The sequence below is a fragment of the Pseudomonas sp. WS 5027 genome (assembly GCF_012985695.1).
Taxonomy (GTDB): domain Bacteria; phylum Pseudomonadota; class Gammaproteobacteria; order Pseudomonadales; family Pseudomonadaceae; genus Aquipseudomonas; species Aquipseudomonas hygromyciniae.
Genome location: NZ_JAAQWU010000018.1, coordinates 81,348 through 103,487, shown reverse-complemented (window position 1 = coordinate 103,487; position 22,140 = coordinate 81,348). Strand labels below are relative to the sequence as shown.

At 59.1% G+C, this 22,140-nt stretch carries 22 protein-coding genes and 2 pseudogenes; 12 read left to right on the top strand and 12 right to left on the bottom strand.

All coding sequences use genetic code 11. The features are described 5' to 3' along the window. Positions 1 to 42: 42 nt before the first annotated feature. The 8 genes and pseudogenes from HBO09_RS21145 to acs form a co-directional block, all read right to left on the bottom strand. Positions 43 to 1,023: a GlxA family transcriptional regulator gene (locus tag HBO09_RS21145; protein ID WP_169999245.1), complete on the bottom strand. Its 981-nt coding sequence runs from the start codon at positions 1,021 to 1,023 to the stop codon at positions 43 to 45. Between the two features lie 97 nt (positions 1,024 to 1,120). Beyond that, positions 1,121 to 1,231, bottom strand: a pseudogene (locus HBO09_RS29035) (outer membrane lipoprotein carrier protein LolA); the annotation flags it as partial. A 9-nt stretch (positions 1,232 to 1,240) separates the two neighbouring features. Further along, positions 1,241 to 2,005, bottom strand: a complete 765-nt coding sequence (locus HBO09_RS21140) for an ATP-binding cassette domain-containing protein (RefSeq protein WP_169999246.1) — start codon at positions 2,003 to 2,005, stop codon at positions 1,241 to 1,243. Between the two features lie 27 nt (positions 2,006 to 2,032). Continuing rightward, positions 2,033 to 3,145, bottom strand: coding sequence for a succinylglutamate desuccinylase/aspartoacylase family protein (locus HBO09_RS21135; RefSeq protein WP_169999247.1), 1,113 nt, complete (start codon positions 3,143 to 3,145; stop codon positions 2,033 to 2,035). A 1-nt stretch (position 3,146) separates the two neighbouring features. After that, complete coding sequence (locus HBO09_RS21130; protein WP_029294436.1) at positions 3,147 to 3,845, bottom strand: ABC transporter permease; 699 nt, start codon at positions 3,843 to 3,845, stop codon at positions 3,147 to 3,149. Beyond that, the gene (locus tag HBO09_RS21125) at positions 3,842 to 4,531 is read right to left on the bottom strand and encodes an ABC transporter permease (protein ID WP_029294434.1); all 690 of its coding nucleotides are present in this window, start codon (positions 4,529 to 4,531) and stop codon (positions 3,842 to 3,844) included. Before HBO09_RS21125 ends, HBO09_RS21130 begins: the two co-directional genes overlap by 4 nt. A gap of 91 nt (positions 4,532 to 4,622) precedes the next feature. Beyond that, positions 4,623 to 5,408: an ABC transporter substrate-binding protein gene (locus tag HBO09_RS21120; RefSeq protein ID WP_169999248.1), complete on the bottom strand. Its 786-nt coding sequence runs from the start codon at positions 5,406 to 5,408 to the stop codon at positions 4,623 to 4,625. A gap of 606 nt (positions 5,409 to 6,014) precedes the next feature. Then, positions 6,015 to 7,970, bottom strand: a complete 1,956-nt coding sequence (gene acs, locus HBO09_RS21115) for an acetate--CoA ligase (protein WP_029294430.1) — start codon at positions 7,968 to 7,970, stop codon at positions 6,015 to 6,017. 393 nt (positions 7,971 to 8,363) lie between these two features. On the opposite strand from acs, the gene HBO09_RS21110 reads away from it, so the two are divergent. From HBO09_RS21110 to HBO09_RS21085, 6 genes and pseudogenes are all read left to right on the top strand, one after another. Beyond that, the gene (locus HBO09_RS21110; protein ID WP_092237663.1) at positions 8,364 to 8,633 is read left to right on the top strand and encodes a DUF2790 domain-containing protein; all 270 of its coding nucleotides are present in this window, start codon (positions 8,364 to 8,366) and stop codon (positions 8,631 to 8,633) included. Positions 8,634 to 9,129: 496 nt separating this feature from the next. Then, a complete protein-coding gene (locus HBO09_RS21105; protein ID WP_038442666.1) occupies positions 9,130 to 10,380 on the top strand; it encodes a ribonucleotide-diphosphate reductase subunit beta in 1,251 nt (416 codons plus the stop codon). Between the two features lie 90 nt (positions 10,381 to 10,470). Continuing rightward, a pseudogene (locus tag HBO09_RS21100) lies at positions 10,471 to 10,569 on the top strand (HNH endonuclease); the annotation flags it as partial. Between the two features lie 64 nt (positions 10,570 to 10,633). After that, a complete protein-coding gene (locus HBO09_RS21095; RefSeq protein ID WP_169999488.1) occupies positions 10,634 to 11,287 on the top strand; it encodes an HAD-IB family hydrolase in 654 nt (217 codons plus the stop codon). Between the two features lie 118 nt (positions 11,288 to 11,405). Further along, positions 11,406 to 12,356: a hypothetical protein gene (locus HBO09_RS21090; RefSeq protein ID WP_169999489.1), complete on the top strand. Its 951-nt coding sequence runs from the start codon at positions 11,406 to 11,408 to the stop codon at positions 12,354 to 12,356. A 124-nt stretch (positions 12,357 to 12,480) separates the two neighbouring features. Further along, positions 12,481 to 12,855, top strand: coding sequence for a helix-turn-helix transcriptional regulator (locus tag HBO09_RS21085; RefSeq protein WP_169999490.1), 375 nt, complete (start codon positions 12,481 to 12,483; stop codon positions 12,853 to 12,855). 22 nt (positions 12,856 to 12,877) lie between these two features. Here HBO09_RS21085 and HBO09_RS21080 read toward each other — a convergent pair whose 3' ends face one another. Together HBO09_RS21080 and HBO09_RS21075 are read right to left on the bottom strand one after the other, a co-directional pair. Then, positions 12,878 to 13,516, bottom strand: coding sequence for an amidase family protein (locus HBO09_RS21080; RefSeq protein ID WP_169999491.1), 639 nt, complete (start codon positions 13,514 to 13,516; stop codon positions 12,878 to 12,880). A gap of 231 nt (positions 13,517 to 13,747) precedes the next feature. Next, entirely contained in the window at positions 13,748 to 14,803 is a 1,056-nt protein-coding gene (locus HBO09_RS21075; RefSeq protein WP_169999492.1) for an MBL fold metallo-hydrolase, read from the bottom strand. Positions 14,804 to 14,935: 132 nt separating this feature from the next. Between HBO09_RS21075 and HBO09_RS21070 the strand changes: the two genes are divergently transcribed. The 3 genes from HBO09_RS21070 to HBO09_RS21060 all read left to right on the top strand — a co-directional run bounded on the left by HBO09_RS21070 (position 14,936) and on the right by HBO09_RS21060 (position 18,294). After that, complete coding sequence (locus tag HBO09_RS21070; protein ID WP_169999493.1) at positions 14,936 to 15,559, top strand: TetR/AcrR family transcriptional regulator; 624 nt, start codon at positions 14,936 to 14,938, stop codon at positions 15,557 to 15,559. 193 nt (positions 15,560 to 15,752) lie between these two features. Further along, positions 15,753 to 16,811, top strand: a complete 1,059-nt coding sequence (locus HBO09_RS21065) for a diguanylate cyclase (RefSeq protein WP_169999494.1) — start codon at positions 15,753 to 15,755, stop codon at positions 16,809 to 16,811. Positions 16,812 to 16,974: 163 nt separating this feature from the next. After that, entirely contained in the window at positions 16,975 to 18,294 is a 1,320-nt protein-coding gene (locus HBO09_RS21060) for a PAS domain-containing methyl-accepting chemotaxis protein (RefSeq protein WP_169999495.1), read from the top strand. Positions 18,295 to 18,348: 54 nt separating this feature from the next. Here HBO09_RS21060 and HBO09_RS21055 read toward each other — a convergent pair whose 3' ends face one another. After that, positions 18,349 to 18,672, bottom strand: coding sequence for a DUF2025 family protein (locus tag HBO09_RS21055; protein WP_076962912.1), 324 nt, complete (start codon positions 18,670 to 18,672; stop codon positions 18,349 to 18,351). Between the two features lie 244 nt (positions 18,673 to 18,916). Here HBO09_RS21055 and HBO09_RS21050 point away from each other — a divergent pair, with 244 nt between their 5' ends. Both HBO09_RS21050 and HBO09_RS21045 read left to right on the top strand, forming a co-directional pair. Beyond that, positions 18,917 to 20,044, top strand: coding sequence for a glycerophosphodiester phosphodiesterase (locus tag HBO09_RS21050; protein ID WP_169999496.1), 1,128 nt, complete (start codon positions 18,917 to 18,919; stop codon positions 20,042 to 20,044). Continuing rightward, entirely contained in the window at positions 20,045 to 20,722 is a 678-nt protein-coding gene (locus HBO09_RS21045) for an AraC family transcriptional regulator (protein ID WP_169999497.1), read from the top strand. Positions 20,723 to 20,779: 57 nt separating this feature from the next. Here the strand turns inward: HBO09_RS21045 and HBO09_RS21040 are convergent, their stop codons facing one another. Continuing rightward, positions 20,780 to 21,661, bottom strand: a complete 882-nt coding sequence (locus tag HBO09_RS21040) for a sterol desaturase family protein (protein ID WP_169999498.1) — start codon at positions 21,659 to 21,661, stop codon at positions 20,780 to 20,782. Positions 21,662 to 21,812: 151 nt separating this feature from the next. Between HBO09_RS21040 and HBO09_RS21035 the strand changes: the two genes are divergently transcribed. Next, positions 21,813 to 22,118 (top strand): PepSY domain-containing protein, encoded by a 306-nt coding sequence (locus tag HBO09_RS21035; protein ID WP_169999499.1) that lies wholly within the window; start codon positions 21,813 to 21,815, stop codon positions 22,116 to 22,118. Positions 22,119 to 22,140 lie beyond the last annotated feature (22 nt).

The following is a 22,140-nucleotide window of genomic DNA, read 5'->3' as shown; positions in this document are numbered from 1 at the left end:
CATCCTTTCCAGAACAAGCCCCTCTCCCACAGCGTCGCCTTGTCAGCCGCGCTCGGAGGGCACCGACGACAACTCGAACGGGCTGCTGCTGCGCCGTTGGTTGCGATCTTCACGGGGGGTTGCGCCAAAGAAGTTGCGGTAGGCGCTGGAGAAGTGCGGCCCCGAGGAGAAGCCGCAAGACAGGCCGATCTGGATGATCGACTTGCTGGTCTGCATCAACATCTGCCGTGCCTTGTTCAGGCGCAGCTCCAGGTAGTACTGGCTGGGAACGCGATTGAGGTACTGCTTGAAGATCCGTTCCAGTTGTCGTCGCGACACGCACACATGCTGGGCAATTTCGTCGGTGGTCAGCGGCTCTTCGATATTGGCTTCCATCAGCAACACGGCCTGGGTCAGCTTCGGGTGGCTGGAACCCAGGCGGTTTTGCAGGGGGATTCGTTGGCGCTCGCCGCCTTCGCGGATGCGCTCCACCACCAGTTCTTCGGAGACCGCGCCAGCCAGTTCGGCGCCGTGGTCACGGGCCAGTACCGCCAGCAGCAGGTCGAGCACCGACATGCCACCGCAGGCCGTCAGGCGATCACGGTCCCAGTCGAACAAATGGCTGGTGGCGATGACCTTGGGAAAGCGCTCGGCGAAATCGTCCTGCCAACGCCAGTGCACGGCGGCGCGATAGCCATCGAGCAACCCCAGTTGCGCCAGCGGATACACACCTGCCGACAGGCCGCCGATCACGCAACCGGAACGAACGAGCTGCTTGAGCGCGGCGCTTAGTTGCGAGGCGATCACGGTCGGCGGTTCGTCCGCCAGCAGGAACAGTTTCTGGAAGCCTTCGAGCTTGCCGGCCCAAGGCTCGCCCGGCAGTTGCCAGGCGCCTTCGGCTTGCGGCTCGGCCTGCAGGAACGACAGTTCATACACCACATCCGGATGCACACGCTGAGCAACGCGCAAGGCCTCCTCAGCCAGCGCAAGCGTGAGTGCTTTTGTGCTGGGCCAAATCAGGAAACCAATTTTATGGGCGGTCATGGAGTGCTATCCGAAGCGAGTAACGGTAATGAAGACAAAGGCCAATGCTAGCCCGTAAACCAACACAAAGCTTAAAAACGATAAAGACCTGCTTTCCTGTAGGAGCGAGCCTGCTCGCGAAAAACCTGAGAACACCACGGGGTATCAGGCTTCCCGCGTTTTCGTTGACGATCTTCGCGAGCAAGCTCGCTCCTACAAGGGGGAGCAGCGGCCTTGGTTATTTCAAGCTGCCGGAGAGGAACTGCTGCAACCGCTCGGACTGCGGGTTGACCAGCACTTCACGCGGGTTGCCACGCTCCTCGACAATGCCTTTGTGCAGGAACACCAACTGGTTGGACACTTCACGGGCAAAGCCCATTTCGTGGGTCACCACCACCATGGTGCGGCCTTCCAGGGCCAGGTCCTGCATGACTTTCAGTACTTCGCCGACCAGCTCCGGGTCGAGGGCCGAGGTCGGCTCGTCAAACAGCATCACCTCAGGCTCCATCGCCAGCGCTCGGGCAATCGCCACGCGCTGCTGCTCGCCACCGGACATATGGCCGGGGAAGGCATCCTTGCGATGGGCCACGCCAACTTTGGCCAGGTAGTGCTCGGCCTTTTCACGGGCATCTTTTTTCGACATGCCCAATACGTGCACCGGGGCTTCCATGACGTTTTCCAGGGCGGTCATGTGCGACCACAAGTTGAAATGCTGGAACACCATCGACAGGCGCGAACGCATGCGCTGCAACTGCTTGGGGTCGGCGGCTTTCATCGCGCCGTCCTTGCTGGCCATCAGCTTCAGCTCTTCGTTATTGAGCAGGATCTTGCCGGCGTGGGGCTGCTCCAGCAGGTTGATGCAGCGCAAAAAGGTACTTTTGCCTGAGCCACTGGAACCGATGATGCTGATCACATCGCCGGCCGCGGCGGCCAGGGACACCCCTTTGAGCACTTCATGACTGCCATAGCGTTTATGCAGGTCTTGGACTTCAAGTTTGTACATGCGGTCGGTTCTCACAAAAACAGTTGGTCAGTCGTTGAGCAAGCGCCCGTGACGCAGCGCTTCGCGCCCCGCCACCTTGGCCAGCCAGAAACCCGCTTGGGCATAACGCAGCCGTTCAACGGCAAACAACACCCCCGAGGTGCCGGCACAGACAATGCTGACGCGGTCGGCCAAAGGGTCAATCACTTCAAAAATCGGTTCACCGCTTTCCACCCAGTCACCAGCTTTACGCAGGTAACTGATCACTCCGGCGTGGGGTGCAAACAGCAATTCAGTGCCTTCAAAGGGCACGCCTTCGCACGGTTCATATTGCGGCGCCGGCCATTGGCCCTTGATCAGGCCCTGTTCAGCGAGGAACGCGAGGATGCCTTCGGCATGGAAGATGGCCTCGTCGCGTCCGGTGTCAGCCTGACCGCCCAGCTCCAGGGTTGTCGCCAGGCATGCCAGGGGAATCTGCGCTTCGGGAAACGCCCGCGACAAACGCAGCCAAGGCAGCGAGCAGGCTTCATCGAAGGAACTGCCGCCGGAGTCTTCCGCCAATAGGCCGACTTTCACATTCAAATGCGCCGACAACGAACGCCACTGCGGCCAGTGCTGGGGCAGCGCGTACATATGCAGCGCGGCTTCAGCGTCGCAGTGCAGGTCGAGGACCACATCGGCGGTGCAGGCGTGGCCCAGCAATACTCGTTGCATGCCTTGCAACTGGCAGCTCGGCTCAGGCAGCGCGTTGAGCGTGTCGCTCATCGCCTGGCGGATCATGCGCACGTTGGCGTGGGGATCATCCCCCAGCTTGCCCTCCAGCAAGGCCGCAACCGGCTCGCTCAACTCCACGAAATCACGGTTGAAGTTCTTGCCGCTGCCAATCTCGAAACGCCCCTGGTGGCTGCCTTGCAGCAGTTGGCCGAGGCCCATCGGGTTGGCCACCGGCACCAGCTCGATCACCCCGTTGAGGGCGCCCTGCTGCTCCAGTTCGACCAGGCGCTTTTTCAGCTCCCAGGCCGCGCGCATCCCCGGCAATTCATCGGCGTGCAGGCTGGCCTGGATATACGCCTTGCGCTCGCCGTGGCCGAAACGGAACACCGTCAGTTGGCGCTCGCAGCCCAAGTGGCCCCAGGGCAATACGTGATCGATGCGTTCCATATCAGTGCTTCCGAGGAGCCAGGTAGCTCAACCAGCGACGCTCGGCCAACTTGAACAGGCGCACCAGGATGAACGTCAGGCACAGGTAGAACAGGCCAGCGGTGATATAGGCTTCAAACGGCAGATAGTACTGGGCGTTGACCGTGCGTGCGGCACCGGTGATATCGATCAGGGTGACAATGGAGGCCAGGCTGGTGGTCTGCAGCATCATGATCACTTCGTTGCTGTACTGCGGCAGCGCCCGGCGCAGGGCCGATGGCAGCAGGATGCGGCGGTACAGCTTGTAGCGTGACATGCCCATGGCCTTGGCCGCTTCGATCTCGCCATGGGGCGTGGCCTTGAGGCTGCCGGCAATGATCTCGGCGGTATAGGCACTGGTATTGATGGCAAAGGCCAGGCACGCACAGAACGTTGCGCTGGACAGCCACGGCCAGAGGAAACTCTCGCGTACAGCTTCGAACTGGGCCAGGCCGTAATAGATCAAAAACAGCTGCACCAGCATCGGCGTACCGCGGATCACGTAGGTGTAGAGCCAGGCCGCGCCATTGACCAGCGGCTGCTTGGACACCCGCATCAGCCCCAGGGGGACGGCAGCGAGCAAGCCGAAGAACAGCGAAATCAACAGCAGCTTGAGGGTGGTCAACAGGCCGCCAAGGTACAGCGGCATGGCCTCCCAGATGACGTTGTAGTCGAAGATCATAGATCAGCCGCCTTTACGCCTACCGAGTAGCGCTTCTCAAGATAACGCAGGGCCAGCAACGAGACGCTGGTGATCACCAGGTACATCGCCGCCACTGCGAGGAAGAAGGTAAAAGGTTCGCGGGTGGCATCTGCCGCCTGCTTGGCCTTGAACATCATGTCTTGTAGGCCCACCACCGAAATCAGCGCAGTGGCCTTGGTCAATACCAGCCAGTTGTTGGTAAAGCCGGGGATTGCCAGCCGGATCATCTGCGGCACCATCACCCGGAAAAATACCTGGAACGGGCTCATGCCATAGGCCATGCCCGCTTCGGCCTGCCCCTTGGGGATGGCCATGAACGCACCACGGAAGGTTTCCGAGAGGTACGCGCCAAAGATGAAACCCAGGGTGCCGATACCGGCGGCCAAGGGGTTCAAGTCAATATAGTCGTCGTAGCCCAGTAGCGGCGCGACGCGGTTGAGCAGGTCCTGACCGCCGTAGAAAATCAGCAGGATCAGCACCAGGTCGGGGATCCCGCGGATCACCGTGGAGTACAGGTCGCCCAGCCAAGCCAGCCAGCGTACCGGCGACAGGCGCAATGCAACCCCGATCAGACCCAGAACAATGGCCAAGGCCATGGACGACAAGGCGAGCTGAAGCGTCAACCATGCGCCATCGAGGATAACGGCCCCGTAGCCTTTCAACATGATTCAGGTCCTCGAAAAGGCGGATGAAAAAATGGCGCAAACTTCAGAGACCCTGGTGCTTGCGCCATTCTGGACAGATAACTGCGAAGGTTTACTTGGCGTCAGCGCCGTAAATATCGAAGTTGAAATACTTTTTCTCGATTTCTTTGTACTTGCCATTGGCGCGGATCGCGGCGATGGCCGTATTGATGCGGTCCAGGTTGACCTTGTCGCCTTTACGTACTGCGATACCGATGCCATCACCGAAGTATTTGGCGTCGGTGAACGCAGGACCTACAAACGCGTAGCCTTTGCCAGAGTCGGTCTTCAGGAAACCGTCTTCGAGCAGGGTCGCATCAGCCACGGTGCCATCAAGGCGACCGGCAGCCACATCCAGGTAGATTTCGTTCTGGGTGCTGTAAGGAACGATGGTCGCACCTTTAGGCGCCAGGACTTCCTTGGCGAAACGGTCATGGATCGAACCGCGCTGTACGCCGATCTTCTTGCCTTTGAGCTCATCCAGGCTGTCGCTGACCGTGACGCTATCCTTCATCACCAGGCGCGCCGGGGTCAGGTAGTAGCGGTTGGTGAAGTCCACGGACTTCTTGCGATCGTCAGTGATGGACATGGACGAGAGGATTGCATCGATCTTGCGCACTTTCAGCGCTGGGATCAGGCCGTCGAATTCTTGCTCGACCCAGGTGCACTTGACCTTCATCTCTTCGCACAGGGCGTTGCCGATGTCGTAGTCAAAACCGACGATGCTGCCATCCGGCGCCTTCGAGGCAAACGGAGGGTAGGCTGCTTCGATACCAATTTTCAGCGGTTTCTCTTCAGCGAAGGCCTGCATGGACAGCACGGACAGCGCCAGGGCGCCCAACAGCACGAGTTTCTTCATCTTGGGACTCCATCGGTATAGGACAAAAACAGCAGTATGAGCCATAGCCCACGATGCGACTGAGTGAAACCGAATAGCGGTGCTGCGTCCTACACCAGTTGAACACGGCGACGACGAGCGAGTGATCGGCATTCTAACGACAGGCCGGAAGCCGATATTTCCTCAATGCGACAACAATTTACAGAAGCACCGAGAAAGCGACCCCAACACATTGACAGCCTCTGATTTTTATGCAGAGACAAAAGATATAAAACCTATTAACTCTGCAAATTGCGGGCCTATTATTCGCAAACCCTTCTATTCCGGCAAGTGTAGCGTTTGATCTTATTTTGCCGGGCGTCTAAAACGGGCGTTTTCGCCGCACTGATGTAGCACTTTGCCCCATGTTTGGGCACAAGGTTACACATTTGCACTGCTGGGTAACATTCAGAAACGCCCTACGCGATAAACCGATATTTATTGGCTTGGTGCAGAGAACGGTCTGTCAGCTACCCCCACTGTAGGAGCTGGCTTGCCGGCTCCCACATTAATGGTATTTCATAGTGAGATCCCACAAAAAAGCCCCACCCGGCCTACGCCGAATGGGGCTTGGTCCCATGAACCCGCTTACGCGACGTTCATGGTCTTGTGGGTATCAATCAAATGCTGCACCACGCTTGGATCGGCCAGGGTGGAGATATCTCCCAGCCCGTCATACTCGGCCGTGGCAATCTTGCGCAGGATACGGCGCATGATTTTCCCCGAACGGGTCTTCGGCAAACCAGGTGCCCACTGGATCACGTCCGGCGACGCAATCGGGCCGATCTCCTTGCGCACCCAGTTCTTCAGCTCCAGGCGCAGGGCTTCGGTCGGCTCCTCACCGTTTTTCAGGGTGACATACACATAGATGCCCTGGCCCTTGATGTCGTGCGGTACGCCGACCACGGCCGCTTCGGTGACTTTCGGGTGGGCAACCATGGCGCTTTCAATTTCGGCGGTGCCCATGCGGTGCCCGGAAACGTTGAGTACGTCATCCACGCGACCCGTGATCCACCAGTAGCCATCTTCATCGCGACGGGCGCCGTCGCCGGTGAAGTACATGCCACGGAAGGTCTTGAAGTAGGTGTCGACGAAACGGTCATGGTCGCCATAGAGCGTACGCGCCTGGCCCGGCCACGAATCGAGGATTACCAGGTTGCCTTCGGCGGCGCCCTCGATGATGTTGCCCAGGTTGTCCACCAACGCTGGCACCACGCCAAAGAATGGACGCGCCGCCGAACCCGGCTTGAGCGCGTGAGCGCCCGGCAATGGGCTCATCAGGGTCGCACCGGTTTCGGTCTGCCACCAGGTATCGACAATCGGGCAACGGGATTGGCCGACGTTCTTGTAGTACCAGTCCCATGCTTCCGGGTTGATCGGCTCACCCACCGAACCCAACAGGCGCAGGCTGCTGCCATCGGTGCCTTCGCAGGCGGCGGTGCCAGAGGCCATCATCGCGCGGATCGCGGTCGGCGCGGTGTAGAGGATATTGACCTTGTGCTTGTCGACGATCTTGCCCACCCGGGTAATGTCCGGGTAGTTCGGCACGCCTTCGAACAGCAAGGTGGTCGCGCCATTGGCCAGCGGGCCGTAGACAATATAGGTATGGCCAGTGACCCAGCCGACGTCGGCGGTGCACCAGTAGACTTCGCCCGGACGGTAGTCGAACACGCGCTCGTGGGTCAGGGCCGCGTACAACAGGTAGCCGCCGGTGGTGTGCTGCACGCCCTTGGGCTTGCCGGTGGAGCCGGAGGTGTAAAGGATGAACAGCGCTTCTTCGGCGCCCATCTCTTTTGGCGCGCAGACGGTGCCCGCCACTTTCATCAGGTCTTCGTACCAGATGTCGCGATGCTGGTTCCACTTGATCTGGCCATTGGTGCGCTTGCACACGATGACTTTCTGGATGCTGCTGGTTTCCGGGTTGGTCAGGGCGTCGTCGACGTTGGCCTTGAGCGGTACCTTCTTGCCAGCACGAATGCCCTCGTCGGCGGTGATCACCACTTTGGACTTGCAGTCGATGATGCGACCGGCCAGGGCCTCAGGGGAGAAGCCGCCAAACACTACCGAGTGGATCGCACCGATGCGGGTGCAGGCCAGCATGGCGACCACGGCTTCGGGGATCATCGGCATATAGATGGTCACCACGTCGCCGCGGTGCACATCCTGGCCACGCAGGGCGTTGGCGAACTTGCAGACTTGTTCATGCAGTTCGCGGTAGGTGATGGTGCGGCTCTCGGAAGGATCGTCGCCCTCCCAGATAATCGCTGCCTGGTCGCCACGCTCGGCGAGGTGACGGTCCAGGCAGTTGTAGGAAACGTTGAGGGTGCCGTCAGCGAACCATTTGATATCGACATGGTGATCGTCGAACGAGGTCTGCTTGACCGTGGTGAAAGGCTTGATCCAGTCAAGACGCTTGGCTTGCTCGCGCCAGAAGCCGTCGGGGTTGACCACCGACTGCTGGTACATGGCCTTGTAGGTCGCCTCGTCGGTCAGCGTGTTGGCTGCTACTTCGGGGCGAACGGGGTACAGGGAAGCCGCACTCATCTTTCTTACCTCGGTGACAATAGTTGTTGTTGTATGCCCCTGTTTTAGCCGGGGTAGGCCTATAGAACCATTCGACGATGGTAGTAACAAGCCCCTACAAATTACCCTGATATCCCCTTGCAGCGCTCTGGCCCGGCGCCTGCAGCGCATTTTTCAACACGGGAAAAAACCTCTGTCGTGGATTGTTACGAAAACCACCAATAGTGTTTATCAAAAGCACGGGTATATGAATGCAACCCAGGCGCCTAAAATCAGCCTCGCCAACAAGGCACCGTGATTAACCAAGTTGCAGCCCCCACGAAGGCACGTTAATCCGAACTCACTACTCAAGTTACACACGTGGCCTCACAAGGGCCCCGTGACCCCCTTCGACTGTAAAAAGGTAAATTGGAAATGAAAGCTTTATTAGTTATGGCCCTTGCCAGCTTGTGCGCAACCGCCGCCCTGGCCGACGAGATCCCGACTGACGTAGCCAGCCAGAGCACCGCCGTTGTTGAGGAATACACCTACTCCACTGATCTGGATATTGCCAAGGTGGTATCCATGAGTTCCATTCCGAATGTCTGCGAAGTTGTTCCAGCGCGCATGGAATATGAAGATCACCAGGGCCAGCGTCATATCCTTAATTACAAAGTCATGGGCAATGGTTGCTCTAACGGATAATTACTTAGTTAGTTGAAACCTATCCTGACAATGTTCGCCGCAAGGAATTGTCCTTGCGGCAAAGAATCACCCGCAAAATCCTCGCCTTGCCCCCCGCTCCAAAAATACCTCACCGCCCGTCAAAAAAATCCTACCCCGGCAAACCCTTGTAAACCCGTACCCCGGCCGTAAATACCCTCATTTTGGCCCTCGGCTGAGGCTATCCGCCGCAACACAAAGCCAAATTTTTCCCTATAATGCGCGGGTAAATCGGGCCTGCAATATCCCTTTACACGGGGTAACGAGCCAGACCTGAGGCCCCGCAGGAGTACGACACAGTCGCTCCGCCCCTCAGACCTCATGCAGAGTACCCGTAGCCCTATTCCGTTTAATGCCTGCGCGAGCTGTTGCAACAAACGATTCCTTAAAGATCCACCGCGGCCCTTGGGCCGTGTGAACACCCAACCATCCGGTTTCACACGGGCACCATTGGCCCTCACGCAGGAGACGACACGTCATGCTGAGCTGGGACGAATTCGACAAAGAAGAAGAAGGCGAAGTAGCCGCTAAAGGCGCCAACGCCGGCCACGCCACCGAAGCCAACATGGACCGCCTCGACGGTGCCGGCGCTGCCGCTGCCATCGAAGCCCGCGCCGTGACCGCCAATGACTCCGCCGCCATCGTGCGGGCCAAGGCCGCCCTGGACAAACTCGACATCGCCGAAGGCCTGGCCGAGCTTGAAGGCGCTTCCGCCCGTGTCGCCGTTGACGAAAAGCGCATGATCAACTGCCGCGCCGACCTCAACCAACTCGTGCCTTTCAAGTACGACTGGGCCTGGCAGAAATACCTCGACGGCTGCGCCAACCACTGGATGCCGCAAGAGGTCAACATGACCGCCGACATCGCCCTGTGGAAAAACCCCGAAGGCCTGACCGACGACGAACGTCGCATCGTCATGCGCAACCTGGGCTTCTTCTCCACCGCCGACTCCCTGGTCGCCAACAACCTGGTCCTGGCGGTGTACCGCCTGATCACCAACCCGGAGTGCCGCCAGTACATCCTGCGCCAGGCCTTCGAAGAGGCGATCCACACCCACGCCTACCAGTACTGCATCGAATCGCTGGCCATGGATGAAGGCGAGATCTTCAACATGTACCACGAGATCCCATCGGTCGCTAAAAAAGCCGCGTGGGGCCTGAAGTACACCCGTTCGATCTCCGATCCGAAGTTCGAAACCGGCACCGTCGACACCGACAAGGAACTGCTGCGCAACCTGGTCGCCTACTACTGCGTGCTGGAAGGTATCTTCTTCTACTGCGGCTTCACCCAGATCCTGTCCATGGGCCGTCGCAACAAAATGACCGGCGTGGCCGAGCAGTTCCAGTACATCCTGCGCGATGAGTCGATGCACCTGAACTTCGGCATCGACGTAATCAACCAGATCAAAATCGAAAACCCACACCTGTGGGATGCCGAAATGAAGGAAGAAGCGACCCAGATGATCCTGCAAGGGACCCAACTGGAGATCGAATACGCACGCGACACCATGCCGCGCGGCGTGCTGGGCATGAACGCGGCGATGATGGAGGACTACCTCAAGTTCATCGCCAACCGTCGCCTGTCGCAGATCGGCTTGAAGGAAGAATACCCAGGGACGACTAACCCGTTCCCGTGGATGAGCGAGATCATGGACTTGAAGAAAGAGAAGAACTTCTTCGAGACCCGCGTGATCGAGTATCAGACTGGCGGGGCGTTGAGCTGGGATTGATCAGCTCATAGTTGCGACATAAAAAAGCCCTGGAGTCGCATCCAGGGCTTTTTTTTATGGGCCTGTCAAAGCACACCCGCAATGGGTGATTTGCCATTTCTTGAAGTACATCACCTCAAGCACCTGGCGCGGAAGGGTTCGGATCGCATCCCCAATGCTGTAGCCTTGTACCCCAATTGCCATCAGCGATGGCCGCAACGTATGCATTCAAAAAAACAGTAGACAGGACCGAGGCCACCCCGTGAACCCAGACATGCTAGAAGCCGGCCCCGTGGGCGCCAAGGTACTCTCAGTGTTCGACTTCGACGGCACTCTGACCCGCCACGACAGTTTTGTACCATTCCTCAAGTTTGCTTTCGGCAAGCAGGAATTCAACCGCAGGATGCTCAAGCTGGCATTGCCTGGCTTGCGCTTCTTGTTGCGCCAGATGAGCCGGGATGAGCTCAAGGCCCAGTTGATTCGCACCTTTATGACCGGCGTGGACAAGGCTTGGGTCCAGCAGAAAGCCGAGGAATACTGCAAGGCCTCCTGGAACAAGCTGATGCGCCCTGCCGGCCTGCAGTCGGTGGCCGATGAGATTGGCTCCGGCGCCGAGGTGACGCTGTGCTCGGCGTCGCCGGCAATCGTGTTGCAGCCTTTTGCTGATCGACTGGGGATCAAACTGATCGGCACCGAGCTCGAGGTGGTCGATGGGGTGTTGAGTGGACGCCTGACGGGCAACAACTGCCGCTGTGAGAACAAGGTGCTGCGCCTTGAGGCGATTTATGGCGACTTGGCTGATTATCGGCTCAGGGCCTGGGGCGACACGCGCGGGGATCGCGAGTTGCTGGCGGCGGCGCAGGATGCCCATTGGCGGCATTTTCATTCGGCCAAGCGCCGTGGCAAGCCGAAGCTGAAAGCCCGGTAATAGTAGGCGCTCTCTTGTAGGGGTAAGCAGGCTCCTACAAAGTGGAGTGCCGATGGATGTTTGAAGTACCTCCGCGATCCCGCTATTAATAGCGCACCTTCCCACGGATCCGCCTGCGATGAAATTCGACACCGCCTATTGCCTGAGCCTGGACGAAAAGCTGTCGATCTATGACGTGCGCGACCTGAATTTCGACGAAACCGCCGCCTTCGATTCCGACAAGGACAGCTTCCTGTGCCCCGACGACGACTGCCGTGCGGCGTTTGCGCCGGGCAATGTGCTGGGTACGTTCAATGGGAAGAACGTCAACTACCTGCGCACCCCGCATTTCAAGAACCTGCCCAGTACCCGGCATGTCGACGGCTGCCGCTATGCCAGTCGCAAGGTCTTGGCAGGAGAAACCGAGGATGGGCGCGAGGAGAACTTCCCATCGGAGTTTGTGCTGACTCGGCGTCAGTACGAACGCAAGGCAGCCATCCAAGGTTCCACAGACGTTATCCCACAGGGTCCGACGAAAGAACCTTCGATAACCTCCAATGCTTCCCATAGTGCCAGCGAAACCACACCGGACAAGACCAGCGTCTTCGCGCACCCAGTCGAATGCTACGTGTCCAACATTGACGACAGGGACAAGCTCAAGGGCATGCCGTTGAAGATCGGTGAGCAGACCGCGACCTATTGGGCGTTTTTCAAGAAGATCGAATACCTGCAAGACAACAAAGGCTTGATCTATTGGGGCCGGATCAAGGCGATCAAGGACTACACCAGCAGCTTTCGCATCGACTTCGAAAAGAAGGTGTGGCTGGAAAAGAAGCCCTACTCCGTCAACGTGTACCTGAACAAGAAGCTGATCGAGAACTACCGCAAGCGCAAGGCATTCCTGGAGCAGATCAAGGCCGCCGTAGACAGTGAGCGCCCGTTGTATTGCTTCTTTTATGGCGTGACGCCGGAGTTGAAACAGGTGCCGAGCAAGAAAAACCCCGAGCAGACATTCGGGGTGTTCAGTGCCGATATCCAGAACCTGGACCACCTGCTGATCCGCGAAGCGCCGGGGCTGGAGGAGAAATGACCTGAAGCGCCCGCCAAACACGGGTCGGCCATTCGGGAAGTGATCCAGTTGATGAACGGTCAAAACAACTGTACAAAAACACAGTATAGTTTGTCCTCCCCCGTCGACATCCTGGAGAAACCCCATGTCCTCTCTGGCAGTGAGCACCACCGTAGATCAGCAAATCGTCCTTCATCAGTTCACCCCACGGCACAGTGTGCAGGCACGCGCTCTACTGGGCTGGAGCCGGGAAGACCTGGCCCGGCACGCCGGGGTGGGGGTGGACGCCATACAGCGGTTTGAAAGCCATCATGAGGTGGATGACGCCATCCGTATCGCCCTGGCGTTTCGCCTGGAGCACGAAGGCCTGGTGTTTTTCCCGGGGTTCGCGCCGGGGTGGGGTATGAGTGGACGCCGCTCCCAAGCGCCACAGGCTGATGCCGAACCGGGTCGCCGTAGCCTTATCGCACGGCTGCTGGGCGTGACATCGTCGAACACGCCTCATCCCAACGGCGCATAAGCCCACTGGCCACGCAGCAGGTTCACCTCTCGGGCATGTCGGCGCGGGCCTGCATCGCCTGTTGATAGACCCTTATCAAGGCCGACAGTGATTCCCGTGCCCAGCGGGCACCGTAGAACCAGAGCACGACCTTGGTGCCATGGAGATCGTCATTGAATATCTGGCATACGCCCGGGTATCCGGTTTTGCAGTAGCCGTGGAAAGCTGGGCTTTGGCCGTCGGAGACCAGCGCGTCGAGGCGATATTCGCTCACTCGCTGATCGATCTCGTTACTGGACGCCAGGGTGAAATGCGCAGTGGAGTCCGGTAGCAGCGCCAACACGGGCACTACTTCAGCGCCGGCGGCCTTCAACACTTCCAAGGCCTGGAGAAATCCATTGGAGTGCTCCACCACTTCACGTACATCGTTGTGCAGGTATTCGTCGGCAAAACCAATACGCCAATCGGCCAGGGCAGGAGTGGATTTCGTGGCGCTGTTATCCATGACGGGCGGGACTTCGACCATGACCGGTCCCACGGGATCCAGGCCGCTTAGGGCAATGAGGGATAACGACGGATCACGCACGGTCTTCATCATCGGCCCCGGGATATCGAACCTGGGCCCCTGGGCAGCAGACGCTGTAGCAGGCTGGTACTCAATACCGCCGCGAGAACCTGGCACATGCTCCATCGCCCCAGCCGGTGCACAGGACATTGTAGTAAAGGCGTTGAGCGCCGAAGGTAGCTCCACGGAACATGGAGTACCTGGCGACAACGTGGTCCTACATTTTTCCTCCATCAACCCCACTCCCAGGAAATAATTTTCCCGGGATCATCGCATCCTTTTCCAGTCAGATCTCAAGGCGGAAACACCTTGAAAAGCCCTTATACCGACAGGACGTTACAAGCACCTTCAACTCACCAGCGGTTCAGCCACCTGGGCCTCGACATCCAGCCACCAGGCGTGCCCGCGCTCAGGTGCAGCCAGCATGAAAGCCTGACCCATGGCTGGCGTGGTAATCGACACATTGCGCTCCCAAGCAAGGGCCATGATGCGGTCGAACGGCTCATGCCAGGCATGGAATGCCAGATCAAAGGTGCCGTTGTGGATCGGCAGCAACCAACGCCCCTTGAGATCGATATGGGCCTGCAAGGTTTGTTCGGGCTGCATATGCACATGGGGCCAATCGACGTTGTAGGCACCCGTCTCCATCAGCGTCAGGTCAAATGGCCCGTACTGCTCGCCAATGCGCTTGAAGCCATCGAAATAGCCGGTGTCGCCACTGAAAAAGATGCGCCGGGAACCATCGATCATCACCCACGACGCCCACAGCGTCTGGTTGCCATCAAACAGGCCACGCCCGGAAAAGTGCTGGGCTGGGGTGGCGACAAAACGGATGCCATCCACTTCAGTGCCCTGCCACCAATCCAACTGCCGCACCTTGTCAGGCGCTACGCCCCATTTGATCAAGGTGTCACCGACGCCCAGCGGCGCGAGAAAATAGCGGGTCTTGGCGGCCAGTTGCACGACGGCCTGGCGGTCCAGGTGGTCGTAATGGTTGTGCGACAGAATCACCGCCTCAATCGGCGGTAGATCGTCAAGGCTTATAGGCGGCTGGTGAAAGCGCTTGGGGCCCGCCCAACTGAAAGGCGAAGCACGCTCGGCGAACACCGGATCGGTCAGCCAGAACTTGCCGCGCATTTTCAGCAGTACAGTGGAGTGCCCCAGGCGGTAGACACTGTGATCCGGGGCGCTGAGCAGTTGTTCGCACGTCAGGCGCTGTACCGGAATCTCCCCTACTGGCCGCGTACTGCGAGGCTTTTGAAAAAGCATTTTCCAGAAAATCTGCAGGGTCTTGCCAAAGCCTGCGCGGTTGACCGGCGCATGATTGTTGAATTGACCTAGCTGCTGCTCGGAGGGTTTGAGCGCTGCCGAGGTGGTGTCGAGACGGTTAGAAATCGTGGCCATTACAGAGTGACTCCAGTACGTTCTGCTGATGCAGATCAACAACTACACTGCACAGTGTAGTTTCAAGATTGCAACAAAACCCGGACCAAGTAAACTACCGAGTGTAATTTTCTTCCCAGAGCCGATCCCCCCATGACTGCACCTCAACGCCTCACCGACCGTAAACGCGAAGCCATCTTGGCAGCGGCCATTGCCGAGTTTCGCGACAACGGCTTCGAGGTCACCAGCATGGACAAGATCGCCGCCACCGCCGGCGTATCCAAGCGTACGGTGTACAACCACTTCCCCAGCAAAGAGGAGTTGTTCACCGAGATCCTGAATAAGCTGTGGGCCAGCAGCGTGGCGCAACTGGATGTCAGCTACTGCAGCCAACAACCCCTGCGCGACCAGTTGCGGGTATTGCTGGAAGCGAAGATGAAAATGATGTCGGACGCCAACTTCCTCGACCTGGCCCGAGTGGCGATTGCCGCGACCATCCATTGCCCGGAACGCGCACAGGACATCGTCAATCGCCTGAGCGCGCGCGAACAGGGGTTCACTCTCTGGGTGCGTGCAGCCCAGGAAGACGGGCGACTCAAGCCCGTCGACCCGTGCTTTGCCGCCCATCAGGTGCAAAGCATGCTCAAGGCGTTCGCCTTCTGGCCGCAAATCACCCTCGGCCAGCCCACCCTGGACGCGGCCACCCAGGCCCACGTGATCGAATCGGCGATGGATCTGTTCCTGGCCGGCTATGAGATTGCTCCCCGCCCCCGATAAGCCCCGTGTCGCAATACGGCGATGCAGGTCGTTTTTGCCGCAATCCCTCTGGTTCTCCACGCAAATGGCTTGGAAGGACACTGATTATTCCTACGCAAATAACTGACAATATTCGCCTGTCATCTGGCGTAAATGACCTTTTCATAACGTACGCCTTCGCCACTTAAAAAAAGAAAACCTGACGCAGGGATCTATGGAAAACCTTCGAGGCAAAGGGCTGTCGTTTGCCCGGCGCATTTATCGGCCGCGTATTATCGGGCTGGGCATTGGCAGCATTTGCGTGCTGGCCGCCCTTTACCCGTTGGCCATGCCCGGATGGATCTGGGCGTTGTGGCTGCTCAACGCATTTATCTGGCCGCACCTGGCGTACCAGCTATCGAGCCATTCGGCATTTCCCTACCAGGCCGAGCGCCGCAACCTGCTCTATGACTCACTGTCCGGCGGGTTCTGGGCCGCTGCCACACAATTCACACCACTGACCGCAGTGACCATCCTTGCGATGATGACCATGCATAACGTCGCGGCGGGCGGCAAGCGTTTGATGATCCAGGGCATGCTCGCGCAACTGGTGGGCGTAGCACTGGCCTGGCTGATATTCGGCCCTTCATTCAACCCTAACGTCGGCCTGATCCAGGTGTATGCCTGCCTGCCGATGTTGATCCTCTATCCCGTCGCCATCGGCATGGCCAGTTATCGCCTGGCCATCAAGCTTTCGGAACACAAGCGCGCCCTGAGCGCCTTGAGCCGTACCGACAGCCTCACCGGCCTGCTCAATCACGGTTCCTGGAAAGACCTGCTGCAACTGAAGTTCCACAAGTGTCAGCAGCAACAATCCCAGGCCACCATTGCGCTGATCGATATAGACCACTTCAAGCAGATCAACGACGCCTATGGCCACATCGTCGGTGACCGCGTGCTGCGACAACTGAGCAAGGAATTGCAGCGCAACGTGCGGGAAAATGACCTGACTGGCCGATATGGCGGCGATGAATTCTGCGTGATCCTCCCAGACGTCCCGCTGGAACAGGCCAGCTATGTGATGGAGCGTCTGCGGGAAATGTTCAGCCGCTACCGCGACCCGCAGGCGCCGGAACTGCGGGTCAGCCTGAGCATTGGCCTGGCGGCGTACCAAGTGCAATTCACCCAGGCACATATGTGGCTCAATGCAGCGGACAAGGCGCTGTACGCCGCCAAGGGCACTGGACGCAACCGGGTGACGGTCGCTGAATCACTGGTCGCCCGTTCCGCCTGAATAGAACTTCCCCTGGGGCCCATGACTCAGAGCTCTCACCTGTACTGTCTGCCGGTAGAAAGGAAGCCGGCAATGAGCACGTCCGCCGTGGGCCTGGGGCTACACGGTGGGCAAGCGCAACCATGGATACATCCTTGCACTGTGCATCATTGAGCCCGCGACCATGCTATTTACTGCCCATAAAAAGACCATCGCCACCCTGCAAGAAACGATCAGCCAACAAGCCGGCCTGCTGGATGCCATCGAGCGCTCCATGGCCGTGATCGAGTTCGATCTACAAGGCAGCGTTTTGCGCGCCAATGACAACTTCCTCAAGACCATGGGCTACCGCGCGGATCAAGTCGTCGGCCAATCCCATCGCCTGTTCTGCACCCAGGCGTTTGCCCGCAGTGCCGATTACGGCCAATTATGGACGCAACTGCGCAATGGCCAGTTCCAGTCAGGCACGTTCGAGCGCGTCGCCGCCGATGGCCATTCGGTGTGGCTGGAGGCCAGCTACAACCCGGTGCGCGACCAGGCCGGCCGAGTGGTGAAAATCGTCAAGTATGCCCTGGACGTTAGCGCCAGGATGCAGGCCGAAAGCGAAGCCAATGCCAAGCTCGAGGCGATTGACCGGGCCATGGCGGTGATCGAGTTCAACCTCGACGGCAGCATCATTACTGCCAACCAGAACTTCCTCCAGCGCCTGGGTTACAGCCTGGCGCAGATCCAGGGCAAGCATCATCGCCTGTTCTGCAAACCGGAGCTGGCCAACAGCCAGGAATACATCGACTTCTGGCACCGGCTGAACCAGGGTGAGTTGTTCAGCGGCCAGTTCGAGCGCATCACCCACGCCGGTCAGACGCTGTGGCTGGAAGCCAACTACAACCCGGTGTACGACGCCAGCGGCCGCTTGTGCAAGATTGTGAAGTTCGCGTCCGACGTCACCGCCATGGTGGAAAAACACGCCGAAGACGCCCAAAGCGCCACCCAGGCCTATCACATCTCCCTGCAGACCCGGGAGATCGCCGAAAAAGGCGCCGAGGTGATTCAGCAGACCGCCAGCGGTATCCATGACATTGCCGCCGACATTGAAAGCTCATCCAGTCTGATCGCCAAGCTGGGCGAGCGCTCGCAGCAGATCACCGCCATCGTCAACACCATTCGCGCAATTGCCGACCAGACCAACTTATTGGCCTTGAATGCCGCCATTGAAGCCGCACGTGCAGGTGACCAGGGCCGCGGGTTTGCGGTGGTCGCCGATGAAGTCAGGCAACTGGCCGCCCGTACCAGCGGCTCCACGGCGGAGATTTCGAGCATGATCGAGATGATCCAGAGCGAAACCCGCCAAGCCATCGACAGCATGGACAACACCCGCGAGCGCGCCGCCCAAGGCGTGGACCTGGCCAACCAGGCGGGCACGGTGATCCTGCAGATTCGCGAAGGAACCAATGATGCCGTACGGGCGGTGAGTATGTTTGCCAATGACCGGGTGGGGTTGTAGGCACCGGGGCGTTCTTACTGACGCCATCGCTGGCAAGCCAGCTCCCACAAGGGGTCAACCAACCAGGCTACGCACTGCGCTGATCTGCGGGATTTCAACCCGGCGCATGTACACCCGTAGCGGTTCAGTGATGTTGATCCGGTCATCGATGTTCTGGTCCAGCAGCAGTTGGATGTGCTCGCGGGACAGGGTCATGGCCTGGTCGGCTGCGGGCTGCCAGACGAACTCGCTGGTGGGAATGATGCCGTCGTCGGCGACGTCCATGCCGAACGAGTCTTCGCTGAAACGTACGATGTACTGGCCGGTCTTGCGGTTCAGGCCGACAAAACCGTTGAGTTGGTCGGCGGCCTGGCAGATGAGTTCTGAAGTGATGCGCATGCTAAACCTCACTGAAAAATCCCACAGGGGAAGTGAACGATGGTTTACACGCGAGGCAGGTAAATAAGGCAATGGACTTCCCTCTGGCGGGGAAGCTGAGGCCAAGAGTACTGCAAAGCACGGCACAAAAGCGCAGAAAAATAGCGCATGCGCACGTTAATGTCGGTTTGGTGATGGCGCGATTTGCAGGCAATTGTTAAAAAGGAACCCTTCTTGAAGCTACCTCCACGAAAGGACCTCGCACATGCCTGCTACGTTTACCAAGAGTGCCCTGCTGCTCGCCCTGATGATGGGCCTTGGCCACGCACAGGCTGCAAGCCCCATCAGCCCGGCTGAACTGGCGACCAAGGAGGGCATTCCCCACCCTGCCGTAATCGCCCACCGAGGTGCGTCCTTCGATGCCCCGGAGTCCACCGCCGCCGCCTACAAGGTTGCCCGCGACCTGGGTGCCGACTACCTGGAACTGGATCTGCAACGCAGCAAGGACGGCGTACTGTTCGCCTTGCATGACAACAATCTGCAACGCACCACCGACGTGGCCACCAAGTTCCCTGAGCGCAAGGACAGCCCGGCCAACGAGTTCACCTGGAAAGAACTGCAAACCCTGGATGCCGGCAGTTGGTTCAACGCCGCCTACCCGGATCGTGCACGCCCGGGCTTTGTCGGTTTGAAAATCCTCAGCCTGGACGACATCATCAAGATCGCCGAAGGCAACCCCCAGCACAAACCCGGCCTGTACATCGAAACCAAAGAGCCCAAGCAGTTCCCGGGGATCGAAGCCGATCTGAAAGACAAGCTGCTGGACAAGGGTTGGCTCAGTTCCGTGGGTTCCAAGCTGGGCAAGAGCAACACGGGCGTCGGCCAGGGCAAGGGCCGTGTGGTATTGCAGACCTTCGAGACCGCCAGCCTCAAGGAACTGCAGAAAGAAATGCCCAACACCCCGAAAATCCTGCTGCTGTGGGTGGGTGAAGGCAGCATCGAGCCCAAGTCCAAGGTGACCTTCGCCGAATCCGGCGAACCGACCAAGGCGGCCTACTATGCCAAGCAGGAACCCAAGGACGCTGCCGAGTTCGAGAAGTGGGTCGATGAAGCCAAGAGCCTCGGTGCGATTGGTACCGGCCCGTCCGCACAGCTGACGAACCTCGGCGACCAGAGCTATTCGGACCTGGTCAAGCCCGAGATGAACCAACTGACCCACGACAAAGGTCTGCTGGTGCACGTCTATACCGTCGACGAGCCGGAGGATTTCGAGAAGGTCATGAGCGCCGGGGTCGATGGCATCTTTACCAACCGCGCCGCCGAACTGCTGAAGTTCTACAAGCGCTGGCCGTCGTCCAGCGTGCAAGACCTGCTGCAGGACAACGGTTACTGAGTGAACGAATGGTCAGGGCAACTGTGGCTGGGCCGTGACTACGGCCTGATCCTCGGTGAGACGGGGCGCACCGCGCCCCACGCTCATTACGCCCATCAATTTATCCTGTCCTCGGACAGCCCCATCACCGTCAGCCTTGATGGGCACCTGCAAACGGCGCATCGCCTGTTCATCCCTTCTCGCCAGCCCCATGCCATCGTCCACACCCCCGGCCATGTGTTGATGGCCTATGTGGAGCCCGGCGCATTTGAAGTCGATTCGTTGCAAAAAGCCCTGGAGACGGCCGAGTTTTCCCCCGAACGCCTTGAGCAGACGTTGCGCCGACTTCCACGTCGCCAGGCTGACGATGAACGGGTGCAACGCGCACTGCACACCCTTGATCAACAGTTGAACGGCAAGGTCTCGGCGCAAGCCTTGGCACAGGCGGCCCATCTGTCCTTGAGCCAGTTGGAACGCCTGTTCGTCAGCCAGCTCGGCGTGCCGGTGCGGCGCCTGGTGATGTGGCGACGCCTGCGCCTGGCTCTGGACCTGGCCCTGAGCGGCCACACGTTGACGCAAGCTGCCCACAGCGCGGGGTTTGCCGACTCGGCGCATTTTTCCCGGACCATGAAACAACTGTTTGGCGTGACCGCCGGGGCCTCGTTGCGCCATCTGCGGGTACACCTCCTCCCCCTGTAGGAGCGAGCTTACTCGCGAAGAACTCGAGAGCACCGCATCAAACCAGACAGCTCACGCCTACATTTGGAGAGTGCTTGGGACAGGCGGTTCTTTACTCAACTGTGTCGGCGTAAAGGGGTCACGCAGTTGCCCAAGATAATCCACCGGAAAATCCGGCCGGCTACCGATGCCCAGGTCGCCCTCGCCCATTCGATAGTCCTGGGTGTAAAACGCGGTCCCCAGCAGCCAGTCCCACAGGTTGAAAAACAAACCGAAATTCACATCCCCCGCGCGCCCGTACTTCATGTGGTGAAAGCGATGCACCGGCGCCCAGGCAAACACCCAGCGCAGCGGCCCCAGGCGCATATCGACATTGGAATGCTGCAACAGCAGTTGTACGGCAATGGCCAACGCCAGCAACATCGCCACCTCCACTGGAATGCCCAACAGAATCAGCGGCAGCAAACCCGCCGTGGCCTCGAGCATCTGGTGCAAGGGATGCTTCATCAGGCCATTGAACCCATAGAGCCGCTGCACGCTGTGGTGCACCGCGTGCAAACGCCAGAGTGCGGCGATGCGGTGACTGGCGTAATGCATCAGCGTGATGCCCGCATCGGCAATCACGATTGCCAGCAGCAATTGCGCCCACAGCGACCAGGCCCGGGGCCAGGCGCCCTCGATCGCCAGCCACGCCGTGAGCAGCGGCAATGCCAGCAACCCCAGGGCATTCAGGCTTTCATTGACCAATGCATGGAGGATATCCCGGCGGCGGTCGTCCATTGGGCGGTTCCACTGTGGCTCGTAGGGCAAGCACAGCTCAGCAATGAACGACACGCCGATGGCCAGCGCAAACACCGCCAGCAACCACTGCGACGCCCCAATTGCGACCAACCAAAGCCCCCCACCAATAAATCCCGCCCAGAACACGGGTGCATACAGCCAAGCCAGCATCTGTTTCATGTGTGCCTCCTGAAGTTGAGACACCAGCATGAAATTTCCCGGCGCGGGGCGATTGAACAAACAACGCAAACTTCCTACACAATTAAGGGTGAATTAAGTTGCGCGGGGTAATCTGATCCCACTTAAACAGCTCACCCCAAAGGACTACACCATGAAAAATCTGACCGCTCTGTTTGCCGCTGCCGCCCTGACCCTGACTGCCGGTTTGGCCCAGGCCGATGTTCGCCCGGACCAGATTCCAAGCCTGCTGCAATCGGGTGCCGTGAAGGCATTTGAACAACTGAATGCCGCCGCCCTGGCCAAACACGCCAACGCGACCATCAACGACACCGAGCTGGACAACGAAGCCGGGCGCCTGGTCTACGAAGTCGACCTGACCGACACCACTGGCAAGAAATGGGACGTGAAGCTCGACGCCAAGACCGGCGAAGTGCTGGAAAACAAGCAAGACACTTAATTTACCCCGGCAACACAACGCG